This window comes from Nocardioides pocheonensis (assembly GCF_003725535.1).
GTDB classification, from domain to species: Bacteria; Actinomycetota; Actinomycetes; order Propionibacteriales; family Nocardioidaceae; genus Marmoricola; species Marmoricola pocheonensis.
This window is the reverse complement of record NZ_RJSF01000040.1, coordinates 1-14,308: the sequence shown is the minus strand read 5'-3', so window position 1 is coordinate 14,308 and position 14,308 is coordinate 1. Positions and strand designations below refer to the sequence as shown.

Below are 14,308 nucleotides of genomic sequence, written 5' to 3'. Positions count from 1 at the left end.
CTGACGCTCGCACCTCAACCACCGGCCGAGACCGGCACACGGCGGTAGCCGCGGAGCACGAACGTGCCCCGGCTCTCGGGCTCTCCGGACAGGGCGAGGTGCGGGTACGCCGAGAACAGGTGGGCGAGCGACTCGTTCAGCTCCATCCGGGCCAGGGGTGCGCCCAGGCAGAAGTGCACGCCGACCCCGAACGCGACGTGGTTGTTCGGGCTCCGGTCGACGCGGAACTCCCCTGGCTCCTCGAAGACCGCCGGGTCGCGGTTCGCCGAGCCCAGCAGCACGGCGACCTTCCGGCCCCGCTCCACGAGCACCCGGTGCCCCTCCGGCCCGATCTCGACGTCCTCGGTGGCCGTGCGCTCGAAGAGCTGCAGCGCGGAGTCGAACCGGAGCATCTCCTCCACGGTGAGCGCGACCTCCTCGGCGGGCACGAGCCCTCGTCGCAGCATCGCCACCAGGCCGTTGCCGAAGACGTTCACCGACGCCTCGTGGCCCGCGTTGAGCAGCAGCACGACCGCGGCGACGACCTCGTCCTCGGTGAGCTCGGTCGCGACCAGGTCGGTGATCAGGTCGTCGGCCGGGTGGGCGCGACGCGCCGCAACGAGCTCCCGGACCAGCGCGGCGAAGTCACGGGCGGCGGTGACGGCGGCGTCGACGACCGCCTGTGCCGGCGCCGGCTCGTACATCCGCACGATCGCCTGGGACCAGGCCCGCAGCGAGTCGGCGTACGACTTCGGGACGCCGAGGAGCTCGGCGATGACCAGCACCGGCAGCGGCTCGGCGTAGTCGGCGATCACGTCGAACCCGGTGGGGTCCACCTCGGCGAGCAGTGTGGCCGCCAGGGCGCGCACCCGCGGCCGGAGCCGCTCGACGTGCCCCCGGGCGAAGGCCGCGGCGACCGGGCGGCGCAACCGCGTGTGCTCGGGCGGCTCGTTCTCCATCATCTGGTTGCGGTGCAGCAGGTTGAACGGCTCGAGATAGCTCGCCGGTTCCTTGTCCCGCCAGAGCCGGCCGAACCGCCGGTCGCGCTGGATCGCGCTCACGGTCGCGTGGTCGAAGACCAGGTGCAGGCCCATCCCCTCGTGCCACGCCACCGGGTGCTCGGCCCGCTCGACGTCGAAGAAGGGGTACGGGTCGGCGACGACGTCGGGCGACGTCAGGTCAAGCGAGGTCGTCGGGACCGAACGCATCCGGCAGCACCTCGTCCATCCGTCGTACGCCGGCGCCGGTGAGCACGAGCAGGTCGGCGCCACCGTTCTCCCAGAGCAGCTGGCGGCAGCGGCCGCACGGCATGATCAGGTCACCGCGACCGTTGACGCAGGCGAAGTGCGTGAGCCGGCCGCCACCGGTGATGTGGAGCTGCGAGACCAGCCCGCACTCGGCGCAGAGGGCGACGCCGTACGCGGCGTTCTCCACGTTGCAGCCGACCACGACCCGGCCGTCGTCGACCCGGGCAGCCGCGCCGACCGGGAAGTCGGAGTACGGCGCGTAGGCGTGCCGCATCGCCTCGCGGGCGGCCTCGACGAGGGCGTCCCAGTCGGCGTCGTCGTTGCCCGCCACGACGTCAGTCCACCGTGCCCTTGCGGTAGATCTTGCCGTCGGCCTTCGGCATGCGCAGTCGCTGCGAGGCGAACGCGAGCACGAGCAGGGTCGTGACGTACGGCGTCATGCTGGTGAAGTCGCGCGGCACCTCGTCGGTGACGGCGAACCACAGCAGGAAGAGCAGCCCGAACACTCCGAGCACGATGCCCTGGGTGCGCCTGGCCTTGTAGATCCGCCACGCGGCGAACAGCAGCAGCCAGAAGCCGACGAAGAGCAACATCGCGTGGATCGTCGCCGGATCGCGCAGCCGCAGGCTGTCGGTGTAGCCGAACAACCCGGAGCCGATCAGTGCGCCGCCCGGACGCCAGTTGCCGAAGATCATCGCGGCCAGACCGATGTAGCCGCGGCCGTTGGACTGGTTGGTGTGGAAGCCCGGGGACGAGACCAGCGCGAGGTAGCCGCCGCCCAGGCCGGCGAGTCCGCCGGAGACCAGCACCGCGGCGTACTTGTGCCGGATGACGTTGATACCGAGGCTCTCGGCCGCCTCCGGGTTCTCCCCGCACGAGCGCAGTCGCAGCCCGAAGCGGGTGCGCCAGAGGATCCAGCCGGTCGCGAAGACGAGCACGAAGACCAGGATCGTCACCACGGAGATCCGGTTGGTGACTGCCGCCACCAGCGCCGCCACGTCGGAGATCGCGAACCAGTGCTTGTCCGCCAGCGAGGTCGCGGCGTCGGACACACCAGGGATCGTGATCACCGTCGGTTTCTGCAGACCGGTGAGCTGCTGGGCTCCACCGTGGCCGAACTGGGAGTCCAGGTCGGCGAAGAACGCCTCCGCCAGGAACGTCGTCAGCCCCACGGCGATCAGGTTGAGCGCAACACCGGAGACGATGTGGTCGACGCCGAACGTCACGGTCGCCAGACCGTGCAGCAGACCGCCGAGCACGCCGAAGCCGATCGCGCCGAGGAGGCCCACCCAGGGTCCGTAGTAGTAGGTGAAGAACGCGCCACCCCACGTGCCCAGGAGCATCTGGCCCTCGAGGCCGATGTTCACGACGCCGGAGCGCTCGCTCCACAGGCCGCCGAGCGCGGCCAGCAGGATCGGGCAGGTGGCGACGATGGCGGCCCGCAGGCTGCCCTGCGAATCGACCTCGTGAACGCCGGTGATCACCCGCACGGCGGCGAGCGAGAAGAGCACCGCGAGCCCGATCAGGAAATAGGTACGCGCCTTGGACCCGGTGTGGTTGGCCTCCCGGTCCGGTGCGGGTGCCGGAGCCGCGACTGTGGTGGTCATGCCGACACCGCTTCCCTGTCGAGAGCCGCCTTGAGCTCACGTTGCTCGTACGCCGCGGTCCACCGACGGACGACCTCGTAGGCCACCACGACCGCGAGCACGACCACACCCTGGGTGATCTGCACGATCGAGGGCGAGATGTCCGCGACCAGGGCGAGGGGGTTGGCCTGCTCGCTGAGCCACGCGAACAGCACTGCGCCGAAGAAGATGCCCAGCGGTCGGTTACGGCCCAGCAGCGCGACCGCGATGCCGGTGAAGCCGAGGGTCCGCTGGAACGGGGGGCCGTAGTAGTCCGCGCCACCGAACAGCGCGGGCATCCAGATCAGGCCTGCGATCGCACCGGAGATCAGCATCGAGATCACGACCATCTTCTTCACCTCGACGCCGGAGACGACGGCGGCGTCCTCGTTGGTGCCGGTCGCCCGGAGGTCGAACCCGAAGCGGGTGCGGTTGATCAGGAAGGAGATCGTCACGCCGGCGAGGACTGCGAGGATCACGAGCGTCCAGATCGCACCGTCGCTCTCCTTCCACGGGGTCCACCCGGCGAGCTGGCTGCTCTCCGGGATCGGCGTCGTACGCCGCCCCTGGCCGTACTGCTGGCCGTGGTTGGACAGCAGATAGCCCACGACGGTGCCGGCGATCGCGTTCAGCATGATCGTGGAGATGACCTCGCTGACACCCCGGGTCACCTTCAGCACGCCGGCGATGCCGGCCCAGGCGGCACCGACGGCCATCGCCACGAGCAGCGCGACCAGGATGTTGACCTTGCCGGGGAACCACGCCTGTCCCGCCACCAGGGCGGCGGTGTAGGCCGCGAGGGTGTACTGCCCCTCGATGCCGATGTTGAAGAGGTTCATCCGGAAGCCGATCGCCGCAGCGAGCGCGGCAAGGAAGATCAAGGCGCTCTGGTTGGTGATGTTCACCAGGTTGCGATGGCTGGGCACCTTGAAGATGACGTCCCAGAAGTCGCCGACCGAAGCGCCTGCCACGACCACCACGATGCTGGTCACGGCCATCGAGACGACCACGGCGATCAGGGGTGCGAGCAGGGCCTGCACCACGCTCCGGAGGATCTTGGAGGTGTTCACCGTGCACCGCCTTCCTCGGTCGAGTGCCCCCCGGTCATGGCGGCCCCCAGGTCCTGGGGCGTCACGGTCTGCGGGTCGAACGTGCCGACGATCTCCCCGCGCAGGATGACCTCGATCGTGTCCGAGAGGCCGATCAGCTCGTCGAGGTCCGCAGAGATCAGCAGCACCGCCAGCCCCTCGCGACGGGCCCGCTTGATGTGGTCCCAGATCGCGGCCTGGGCACCGACGTCCACGCCCCGGGTCGGGTGCGACGCGATCAACAGGGACGGGTCGCTGCTCATCTCGCGCCCGACGATGAACTTCTGCTGGTTCCCGCCCGAGAGCGCGCGGGCGTTGGTGTTGATCGACGGGGTGCGCACGTCGTAGTCGGCCACGATCTGCTCGGCCGACTCCTTCGCCGCCTTGCGAGTGATCAGGAACCCGTTGCTCGACGGTTCCTTCGTCTGGTGGCCGAGGATCCGGTTCTCCCACAGTGGGAAGTCCAGCAGCAGACCGTGGCGGTGCCGGTCGGCAGGGATGAACGCAACGCCCGCCTCACGGCGCTCCCGGGTGTCCCAGGAGTCGATGTCCTTGCCGTCGAGCGTGATCCGGCCGGTGCCCTTGCGCATCCCCATGATGGTCTCCACCAGCTCTTCCTGGCCGTTGCCCTCGACGCCGGCGATGCCGAGGATCTCTCCACGGTGGATCTCGAAGCTGATGTTCTTGAGGAGGGCGCGGCCGCGCTCGTCGACCAGACCGACGTCGTCGAGCGTGAGGAGCACCTGGTCGGTCACCGTGGACTCGCCCGTCTCCGGGGAGGGCAGCTCGGAGCCGACCATCAGCTCGGCGAGCTGCTTCTTCGTCGCCGTCTTCGGGTCGGCCTCGCCCACGGTCTCGCCCCGGCGCATCACCGTGATGTCGTCGGCGATCGCGAGCACCTCGTCGAGCTTGTGCGAGATGAACAGGATCGTGCGGCCCGACGCGCGGAGCTCGCGGAGGTTCGCGAAGAGAGCGTCCACCTCCTGGGGAACCAGCACGGCGGTCGGCTCGTCGAGGATGATGATCTGCGCCCCGCGGTAGAGCACCTTGAGGATCTCGACCCGCTGGCGCTGCCCGACGCCGAGGTCCTCGACCAGCTCGTCGGGGTCGAGGCCGAACCCGAAGGCGTCGGAGATCCGGGTGATCTCGGCGCGGGCCTCGTCGCCGATGCCGTGCAGCTTCTCGGCGCCGAGCACGACGTTCTCCAGCACCGTCAGGTTGTCGGCCAGCATGAAGTGCTGGAAGACCATGCCGATGCCGGCCTTGATCGCGTCGGTCGGCGAGGAGAAGCGCACCTGCTTGCCGTCGACCTCGATGGTGCCGCCGTCCGGCCGCTGCACGCCGTACAGGATCTTCATCAGCGTGGACTTGCCGGCGCCGTTCTCGCCGATCAGGGCGTGCACCGTGCCGGGGCGGATGGTGATGTTGACGTCGTGGTTGGCGACCACTCCGGGGAACTGCTTGAGGATGTCGCGTACGACGATCCCACCCGAGGGCTTCCCGGCCGGTGTCCCCTGCTCCGTGACGGTGGCGCTCACAGATCCTCCTTCGTGCGGACCGGACCGGGCCCGGATCCAAACGCTACCGTCTGGGTCCGGGCCCGGGTCTCACCTCGCGGTGAGTGTTGCTCTGGTGCCGAACGGCCTGGTCAGGGCTTGTCCGGAACCTTGATCTCGCCGGACTTGATCTTCGTCGCCGCCTCGTCGATCTTCGAGGCGATGTCGTCGACGAACCCACCCGACTTGGCGTAGCCGACCCCGTCCTTCTTCAGGTCGTAGGTCTGGTAGCTCGTGAGCGGCGAGCCGTCGGCGACCGACTTGATCATGTCGTAGGTCGCGACGTCGACGCGCTTGAGCATCGAGGTCAGGATGTGCGGCTTCTGGGCGTCGGACGCCGTGAGGTACTGGTCGGAGTCGACACCGATCGCCCACTTGCCGTCGCCGGCCGAGACCGCGGCATCGAAGACGCCGGAACCCGACGCACCCGAGGCGTGGTAGACGACGTCGGCCCCGTTGTCGAACTCGGCCGTGGCAGCCTCCTGGCCACCGGCCGGGTCACCGAATCCCTTGAGGTCGCTCTCCTGGATGTACTTCACGTCGACCTTGATGTCCGGCTTGGTGGCCTTCGCACCGGCGACGTAGCCGGCCTCGAACTTCTTGATGAGGTCGTTGTGGACGCCACCGACGAAGCCGATGTGTCCGGCCTTCGACTTCAGCGCGGCCGCGACACCGACGAGGTAGGAGCCCTCGTTCTCGGCGAAGCCGAGGTAGGCGACGTTCTTGTTGGCCGTCTGGTCGGGGTCGAACCCGTCGATCACGCCGAAGCTGATGTCGGGGTAGTTCGGCGCCACTGCGTTGACCGCGTCGCTGTAGGCGAAGCCGACCCCGATGATCGGGTTCATGCCGGCGTCGGCCATGTCCTTGAGCCGGCTCTCGCGCGCCGACTCGGCCTCGCCGTCGGTCGCCTCGCCCTCGACGCACGTGGCCTTGAGGTCGCCCACGGCCTTCTTCAGACCGGCGTAGGCGGAGTCGTTGAAGGACTGGTCGCCGCGACCACCCACGTCGTACGCCAGGCCGACCTTCGGGCCGTTGCCCTTGGCGGTCTTGCAGACGTCGGCGTTCGCGGTGCTGCCCGTCTTGTCGTTCTTGTTGTCCGTCTTGTTGCCGCAACCGGTCAGCGCGATCAACGCGACGACGGCCACGACAGAGATCTTGCTCAAGCGACGCAAGATGCCCTCCTGGGTGTTGGGAACGCACCGTAGGACACGGCGCCGATCACCCGGCACCCTAGTCGGGGCGTTGGTCCCGCGAGTAGAGGAAAAGGTCCGTTCGCGCGTTCGTTAGCAGGTCGTGACCAAGGGGTCCAGCCCACTCACGCAGGAGGATTTCCCCTCGCGTGCGCCAATGCCTGGACGGCCGCCGCGGCGAGCACGCCGGCGGCGATCGGCGCCGCGCGCTCGTCGACGCGCAGGTCACCCTGGTGCAGGTCGTACGTCGGCCCGCCCGGTGTGCGCGTCCCGAGCCGAGCCATCGCACCGGGGACGTGCTCGAGGAACCAGGCGAAGTCCTCGCCGCCGAGGCTCTGCGTCGTCGACAGGTGGCCGTCCTCGCCGACCACCGCCTCGATCGCGCGCCCCAGGAGGACGGTCGAGGCGTGGTCGTTGATCACCGGCGGGACGCCGCGGACGTAGATGACCTCCGGCGTCACGCCGTACGGCTCGACGATCTGGCCCACCGTCTCGCGGACGAGGTGCTCGGCGTCGGCCCACGCGACCGCGTCGAGCATGCGCACGGTGCCGGCGGCGCGGCCGATCGCGGGGATCACGTTCATCGCCGACCCGGCGCGGACCAGGCCCCAGACCACGCTGACGCCGGCGCGGGGGTCGAGACGACGGGACAGCACGGCCGGGAGCTCGGTGACCAGCTTGCCGAGGGCGAAGGTGAGGTCCTCGGTGAGGTGCGGTCGCGAGGTGTGCCCGCCCTTGCCGGTGAGCCGCACGTCGAGCGAGTCCGCCGCCCCGGTGAGCGGGCCCTCGCGCAGGCCCAGGTGACCGACGTCGATGCCCGGGTCGCAGTGCAGCCCGAAGATCCGGCTGACGCCTTCCAGCGCGCCGGACCTGATCGACATCAGCGCACCGCCGGGCATGATCTCCTCGGCGGGCTGGAAGATCAGCCGCACCCGGCCCGGGAGGTCGGCGGCGACCGCCTGGAGCGCCAGGCCGGCACCGACCAGGCCTGCGGTGTGCACGTCGTGCCCGCACGCGTGCGCGACGCCGTCGATCGTGCTTCGCCACGGGTCCGGCGTGAGGTCCTCGACCGGCAGGGCGTCCAGGTCGGCCCGCAGGCCGATCACCGGACCGGGGTTCTCGCCGATGTCGACGAGCAGCCCGGTGCCTCCCAGCGGCCGGGTCGCGAGGCCGGCCTCGCCGAGGCGCTTGGCCACCAGACCGGTCGTGCGCTCCTCGTGCCAGGACAGCTCGGGGTGGGCGTGGAGGTCCCTGCGGAGGTCCACCAGCTCGTCGGTCAGCTCGTCGACGCACGCGTTGGTGCGCTCGACCAGGGTCGGGATCGACGAGGAGTCAGCGGACACAAGCGTCAAGGTTACCCGCCCCGGAGACCGGAGCGGGCCGGTCAGGTTCCGTGACGGTCCTCGTCGTAGGCGGCCAGCAGCCGGTCGGCGGCCACCGACGCGGCGAGCTCCCCGGAGAGCACCTCGCGACGGATCTGGTCGCGGATCGCCGCGACCCCCGGCGAGCGCCGGAGCCGTTCGGCGAGCTCGTCGCGCACCAGCGCCCACGTGAACTCCAGCTGCTGCTCGGCGCGCTTGCGGGACAGCCCCTCCTCGCCGAGGAAGGCGCGGTGCTCGAGCACCCGCTGCCAGACCCGGTCGATGTCGTGGTTCTCCAGCGCGGAGCAGGTGAGCACCGGCGGCACCCAGCTGTCGCCGCCGGAGTACACCAGCCGCAACGCGCCGGAGAGCTCCTTCGCCGCGGAGCGCGCCTCGGTCTCGCGGTCGCCGTCGGCCTTGTTCACCGCGATCACGTCGGCGATCTCGAGGATGCCCTTCTTGATGCCCTGGAGCTGGTCGCCGGTGCGGGCGAGCGTCAGGAAGAGGAAGGTGTCCACCATCCCCGCGACGGTCACCTCGGACTGGCCGACCCCGACGGTCTCGACGAGCACGACGTCGTACCCGGCCGCCTCGAGCACCGTCATCGCCTGGGTCGTGGCGCGCGCGACGCCGCCCAGCGTGCCGGCCGAGGGCGAGGGCCGGATGTAGGCGTCGGGATCGGCCGAGAGCCGGGCCATCCTGGTCTTGTCGCCGAGGACGGAGCCGCCGGTGCGCACGCTGGACGGATCGACGGCGAGGACCCCGACCCGGTGACCCGAGCCGGTGAGCCAGGTGCCGAGCGCCTCGATGAACGTCGACTTCCCGACGCCGGGCACGCCCGAGATGCCCACCCGGTTCGCCCTGGCGCCGGTCGCCGGCTCGTGCAGCCGGCCGAGGAGCTCACGTGCCGCGACCCGGTGGTCAGGGCGCGAGCTCTCCACGAGCGTGATCGCCCGGCTGATCTCACTGCGTCGTCCGTCCCGGATGCCGGCGACCAGCGCGTCGAGATCGAGAGGCTTCGAGGCTCGCTGCGCTCGCACCTCAACCACCGCTCGCCTCAGTGGCCAAGACGCGCGGACAGCTTCTCGAGCAGGTCCAGGGCCGACTCGGCGATGACCGTGCCCGGCGGGAACACCGCGGCCGCGCCCATCTCCAGCAGCGTCGGTACGTCGTCGGGCGGGATGACGCCGCCGACCACGATCATGATGTCGTCGCGACCGAGGTCCGCGAGCGCCTGCTTGAGCGCCGGCACCAGCGTGAGGTGCCCTGCCGCGAGGGAGTTGACCCCGACCACGTGCACGTCGGCGTCGACCGCCTGCTGCGCGACCTCGTCCGGCGTGCTGAACAGCGGGCCCACGTCGACGTCGAAGCCGAGGTCGGCGAAGGCGCTGACGATCACCTTCTGGCCGCGGTCGTGGCCGTCCTGGCCCATCTTCGCCACGAGGATGCGCGGGCGACGACCCTCGTCCTCGGCGAACTCCGCGGTCGCGGCGAGCACCTTCTGCACCGTGTCGTCGCTGCCGGCCTCGCGCTTGTACACACCCGAGATCGTACGGATCACGGCCTGGTGGCGGCCGTAGACCTTCTCCAGCGCCTCGGAGATCTCCCCGACGGTGGCCTTCGCGCGGGCGGCGTCGACGGCGAGCGAGAGCAGGTTGCCCTCGAGCGAGCCGCTCGTAGCGCCCCGGGCCGCGGAATCCGTGAGCGCGGCGAGCGTGCGGTCGACCTCGGCCTGGTCGCGCTCGGCGCGCAGCCGCTCGAGCTTGGCGATCTGCTGCTTGTAGACCTCGTTGTTGTCGACCCGCAGGACCTCGAGCGGGTCCTCGTCGGCGAGCCGGAAGGTGTTGACGCCGATCACCTTCTGCGCGCCGGAGTCGATCCTGGCCTGCGTGCGCGCGGCGGCCTCCTCGATGCGCATCTTCGGGATGCCCTGCTCGATCGCCTTCGCCATGCCGCCGGCCGCCTCGGCCTCCTGGATGTGCGCCCAGGCGCGGTTCGCGAGGTCGTGGGTGAGCCGCTCGACGTAGTACGAGCCGGCCCACGGGTCGATCGTCCCCGTCGTGCCGGACTCCTGCTGCAGCAGCAGCTGGGTGTTGCGGGCGATGCGGGCGGAGAAGTCGGTCGGCAGCGCGATCGCCTCGTCGAGGGCGTTGGTGTGCAGCGACTGGGTGTGGCCCTGGGTCGCGGCCATCGCCTCGATGCAGGTGCGCTGCACGTTGTTGAAGACGTCCTGGGCGGTCAGCGACCAGCCCGACGTCTGGCTGTGGGTGCGCAGCGAGAGCGACTTCTCGTTCTTCGGGTCGAACTGTGCGACCAGGCGGGCCCAGAGCGCCCGGGCCGCGCGCATCTTGGCGATCTCCATGAAGAAGTTCATGCCGATCGCCCAGAAGAAGCTCAGCCGCGGCGCGAACGCGTCGATGTCCAGGCCGGCAGCGAGGCCCGCGCGGATGTACTCCACGCCGTCGGCGAGCGTGTAGGCCAGCTCGAGGTCGTTGGTCGCCCCGGCCTCCTGCATGTGGTAGCCGGAGATCGAGATCGAGTTGAAGCGCGGCATCTTCTGCGAGGTGTAGGCGAAGATGTCGGAGATGATCCGCATGCTCGGCTGCGGTGGGTAGATGTAGGTGTTGCGGACCATGAACTCCTTGAGGATGTCGTTCTGGATGGTCCCCGCGAGCTGTTCCGGCTTCACCCCCTGCTCCTCGGCCGCGACGATGTAGAGCGCCAGCACCGGCAGGACCGCACCGTTCATGGTCATCGACACGGACATCTCGTCCAGCGGGATGCCGTCGAAGAGCGTGCGCGCGTCGTAGATCGAGTCGATCGCGACGCCCGCCATGCCGACGTCGCCCCGCACCCGCGGGTGGTCGGAGTCGTAGCCGCGGTGGGTGGCCAGGTCGAAGGCCACCGAGAGGCCCTTCTGCCCCGCCGCGAGGTTGCGCCGGTAGAACGCGTTGGACTCCTCGGCGGTGGAGAACCCGGCGTACTGGCGGATCGTCCAGGGCTGCGTGGTGTACATCGTGGGATAGGGGCCACGCAGGAACGGGCTCAGCCCGGGGAAGGTGTCGAGCGCGTCGAGACCCTCGAGGTGCTCGGGGCCGTAGACCGGCAGCACCGGGATGCCCTCGGGCGACTCCCAAGGTTCGGCTGCCACGTCGGCGGTCGAGGTGCGAGCTTCGGGGCGGCCCTCGGAGAGAGGGAGGCCCGCGAACGACTCCGGGATCCCGGTCATGCCAATTGCTCCCTCGTCCGGCGCAGGAAGTCCAGCGCGTCCAGGCCCATCGCGCAGGTGTCGTCGACCTCGACGCCCTCGGGTGCCTTGCCGGCCAGGATGACCCAGCGAGCTCCGGCCTGGCGGAGGGCGGCGACCAGGTCGGCTCCCCAGGCGGCGTACGCTGCGTCGGAGCCGGTGAGGCAGACGACGGGCTGGCCGCCGTCGGGGCCGCTGTAGGCGGCCACGACCGCGGCGACGTCGTCGGCCCGGCCGGGGTTGACCACGGCGATGCCGCCCGCGGCGAACAGGTTGCTGGCGAAGGTCGCGCGCGCGGTGTGTGCCGCGACGGTCCCCATCGTGGCCAGGAACACCGGCGTCTGCGCCGGCTCGTCGCGCAGCGCCTCGAAGGCGTGGCCGTAGCGGCGGACGGCGAACCCGTCGCCGGCGTACGGCGCGCGCTCGGGGAGCACCTCGGCGAGGTTCGGGAACTCCGACAGTCCGGTGATCGGCCGCTTGCGGCGGGCGATCTGCAGATCGCGCTCGGCCACGACCGCGTCGATCCGCGCGGCCAGGCCCGGGAGCCCGGCCAGCGAGCCGCTCCCGTCGCCGGAGGTCGCGGACTCGAGCCGACCCAGCTCGCCCCACGCCGCGGCGGCGACGTCGTCGGTCAGCTTCTCCACCGCGTAGGCGCCGCCGGCCGGGTCGGTCACCCGGGCGACGTGCGACTCGCTGATCAGCAGCGCGGAGGTGTTGCGGGCGATCCGGCGGCTGAACGCGTCGGGCAGCCCGAGGGGCGCGTCGAACGGCAGCACGGTGACCGCGTCGGCGCCGCCGACGCCCGCGGCGAAGGCCGCGACGCAGGTGCGCAGCATGTTGACCCACGGGTCGTACTTGCTCATCATCGGCCGGCTGGTGACCGCGTGCAGCCGCATCGGCGCGGCGTCGTCGACCCCGCTGAGCTCGAGCACGCGCGTCCAGAGCCGGCGGGCGGCGCGCAGCTTGGCGATCGTCGGGAACTGCTCGTCGGTGGCGGCGAGCCGGAACTCGAGCAGGTCGGCCGCCTCGGCGACGTCCCGGCCGTCGTCGACCAGCTGCCTGAGGTACGCCGCCCCGACCGCGATCGCGTAACCGAGCTCCTGGGCGTCGGAGGCACCCAGGTCGTGGACCGCGGTCGCGTCGACGACCAGGGCGCGACAGCCGAGCTGGGCGGCGAGCGCGCCGGCCGCGGCCACGGTCGAGCTGTCGAGGCCGGTGACCGCGGCGTCGAGGCCGCCGCGCCGGATGCTCGCGCCGACCGGGTCGAAGCCCAGGTTGGTGCCGTCGGCGAGCGTCGTCCCGTTCGCGAGCGACGCGAGGGCCTGCGCCGCGGAGAGCTGGTCGCCCGGCGCGTCGAGGACGACCGGGGCCACGTCGAGCAGCACGTCGGCCAGCACCGCGCGGAGCTCCGAGACGGGGATGCCGTGCTCGCCCACCTGGATCCAGAGCGACGTGACGCCGTTCTCGAGGTCGGTCAGGAGGGCCGACCTCGTCGTGGCCGCGTCGGGATCGGCGTGGTGCGCGCGGACGTCCCACTCACCGGCGCGCTGCGGGCGTCCGGCGGTGACCAGGGTGGCGAGGTCGTCCGGCGTGCCGAGCGGGGTGACCCCGATCCCGTCGAGGGTCGTGCGGGTGAGCCGGTCCCAGACGCGGTCGTCGCCGTCGTCGTCGCCGAGCTTGCGGGACTTGCGCAGCACTGCGGCGGCCGCCTTCTCCCAGTCCGCGCGGGTGTGCGCGGGCCCCGACTCGAGGGCGATCCGCTCGATGGTCGGCTCCTGCGGAGGCGCGACAGGGTGCGCCGAGTCGGCCGGAGAGCTCATGGTGTGCAGGATAAGTGGCTCTCCGGGGAGAGTAGAACGGCCTGCAGGTGTGTGAGATGTCTCAGAGCCGGTGAGCGGGGCTTCGCGCGACGGACATCGTGGCTATGGTCGCGAGACCCGACCGCGCGCCTCTCGGTGCATGCGCATCGTCCTCGTCACTGACTCCTTCGCCCGGACCGCACGAAGCAGCCGAGATCGCGCGCCAGGTGTCCCACGCCCTCGAGGTCACCGCTCCCGAGGAGCGCGACCTCGGGTAAGGACCCGATCGTGAGAGGGCGACGACGCGCCTGCAGGTGCGTGATTCGTTCGTGGGATCACCTGCCGACGAGTCGGCATCGGTCCGCCTGAGCGCGGGTGCTCAGCTCTCGCGCGGCCATCACCTCCCGGGGCAGTCCACGACAAGGTCCGCACAAGGTGAGGCTCGCACGCTGGGAACAGGATCGTCCAGGAGCGCACACCATGACCTCACCGACCGAGAACAAGGCCGTCATCCGCAGGTTCTTCGCGGAGATCGATGCAGGCAACCTGGCTTCCCTGGACGAGCTTGTCGACGAGGACTACATCGACCATCACCCGCCGGCCTTCCCGGGACTCCCGCCCGGACGGGCCGGCCTGAAACGACTCTTCGAGATCTATCAGCAATGGACGCCCGGCGTACACGAGGTCCTCGACCAGGTCGCCGAGGGAGATCTCGTGCTCACCCGCATCCGCGCGCACGGACCCGCCTCGCTTCCGGACACCGGCGTCGTCGCCACGGCCGTTCACCGCGTCAGGGACGGCAAGCTCGTCGAACATCTCGACGAGCACGAGTACGCCACCCGGCTGACGCAGATCGGTGTCGACGCGGCCAGCTAGAGCTCCGTGCGGCCGTCGTTGTCCTTGTTGCGGATCCCGATCTCGTCGCCCAGCCAGACCAGCGGGTCGAACTTCCGGTCGACCACGCGCTCCTTCATGGGGATGCATCGGCGCAGCGTCGGGGATCTGGTCCCGGCGCCCGCGGCTCAGGTCTCGACCCGCCGTTGCGGGTTCGCGGGCTCACCCGCAGGCTCGCTCGACCTCTTCGCGTCCGGACCCCGCTCGTTCCTCGCGGGGTCCGGACTCAGAGCTCCGTGCGGCCGTCGTTGTCCTTGTTCCGGATTCCGATCTTGTCGCCGAGCCAGACCAGCGGGTCGAACTTCCGGTCCACCACGCGCTC

At 70.6% G+C, this 14,308-nt stretch carries 10 protein-coding genes and 1 pseudogene; 1 reads left to right on the top strand and 10 read right to left on the bottom strand.

All coding sequences use genetic code 11. The features are described 5' to 3' along the window. Positions 1 to 14 precede the first annotated feature (14 nt). The 10 genes and pseudogenes from EFL26_RS10900 to EFL26_RS10855 all read right to left on the bottom strand — a co-directional run bounded on the left by EFL26_RS10900 (position 15) and on the right by EFL26_RS10855 (position 13,113). Positions 15 to 1,187 (bottom strand): cytochrome P450, encoded by a 1,173-nt coding sequence (locus tag EFL26_RS10900; protein ID WP_123222926.1) that lies wholly within the window; start codon positions 1,185 to 1,187, stop codon positions 15 to 17. Then, positions 1,159 to 1,557, bottom strand: a complete 399-nt coding sequence (locus EFL26_RS10895; protein ID WP_281273724.1) for a cytidine deaminase — start codon at positions 1,555 to 1,557, stop codon at positions 1,159 to 1,161. The genes EFL26_RS10900 and EFL26_RS10895 overlap by 29 nt, the downstream gene beginning before the upstream one ends. Positions 1,558 to 1,561: 4 nt before the next feature. After that, positions 1,562 to 2,833 carry an ABC transporter permease gene (locus EFL26_RS10890; protein ID WP_123222925.1) on the bottom strand — a complete coding sequence of 424 codons (1,272 nt, stop codon included), beginning with the start codon at positions 2,831 to 2,833 and terminating at the stop codon, positions 1,562 to 1,564. After that, the gene (locus EFL26_RS10885) at positions 2,830 to 3,921 is read right to left on the bottom strand and encodes an ABC transporter permease (protein WP_246000146.1); all 1,092 of its coding nucleotides are present in this window, start codon (positions 3,919 to 3,921) and stop codon (positions 2,830 to 2,832) included. The genes EFL26_RS10890 and EFL26_RS10885 overlap by 4 nt, the downstream gene beginning before the upstream one ends. Next, on the bottom strand, positions 3,918 to 5,477 hold the full coding sequence (locus tag EFL26_RS10880) for an ABC transporter ATP-binding protein (RefSeq protein ID WP_246000145.1): 1,560 nt from the start codon (positions 5,475 to 5,477) through the stop codon (positions 3,918 to 3,920). The genes EFL26_RS10885 and EFL26_RS10880 overlap by 4 nt, the downstream gene beginning before the upstream one ends. Before the next feature lie 110 nt (positions 5,478 to 5,587). After that, the gene (locus EFL26_RS10875) at positions 5,588 to 6,658 is read right to left on the bottom strand and encodes a BMP family lipoprotein (RefSeq protein WP_246000144.1); all 1,071 of its coding nucleotides are present in this window, start codon (positions 6,656 to 6,658) and stop codon (positions 5,588 to 5,590) included. A 152-nt stretch (positions 6,659 to 6,810) separates the two neighbouring features. Next, positions 6,811 to 8,028 (bottom strand): amidohydrolase, encoded by a 1,218-nt coding sequence (locus EFL26_RS10870; RefSeq protein ID WP_246000143.1) that lies wholly within the window; start codon positions 8,026 to 8,028, stop codon positions 6,811 to 6,813. A 41-nt stretch (positions 8,029 to 8,069) separates the two neighbouring features. Next, positions 8,070 to 9,086 carry a methylmalonyl Co-A mutase-associated GTPase MeaB gene (gene meaB / locus EFL26_RS10865; protein WP_123223745.1) on the bottom strand — a complete coding sequence of 339 codons (1,017 nt, stop codon included), beginning with the start codon at positions 9,084 to 9,086 and terminating at the stop codon, positions 8,070 to 8,072. Positions 9,087 to 9,103: 17 nt separating this feature from the next. Continuing rightward, positions 9,104 to 11,194, bottom strand: a pseudogene (gene scpA / locus EFL26_RS10860) (methylmalonyl-CoA mutase); the annotation flags it as partial. A 77-nt stretch (positions 11,195 to 11,271) separates the two neighbouring features. Further along, entirely contained in the window at positions 11,272 to 13,113 is a 1,842-nt protein-coding gene (locus tag EFL26_RS10855; protein WP_123222922.1) for a methylmalonyl-CoA mutase family protein, read from the bottom strand. 414 nt (positions 13,114 to 13,527) lie between these two features. Here EFL26_RS10855 and EFL26_RS10850 point away from each other — a divergent pair, with 414 nt between their 5' ends. Next, complete coding sequence (locus EFL26_RS10850) at positions 13,528 to 13,968, top strand: ester cyclase (protein ID WP_148046686.1); 441 nt, start codon at positions 13,528 to 13,530, stop codon at positions 13,966 to 13,968. Positions 13,969 to 14,308: the final 340 nt, after the last annotated feature.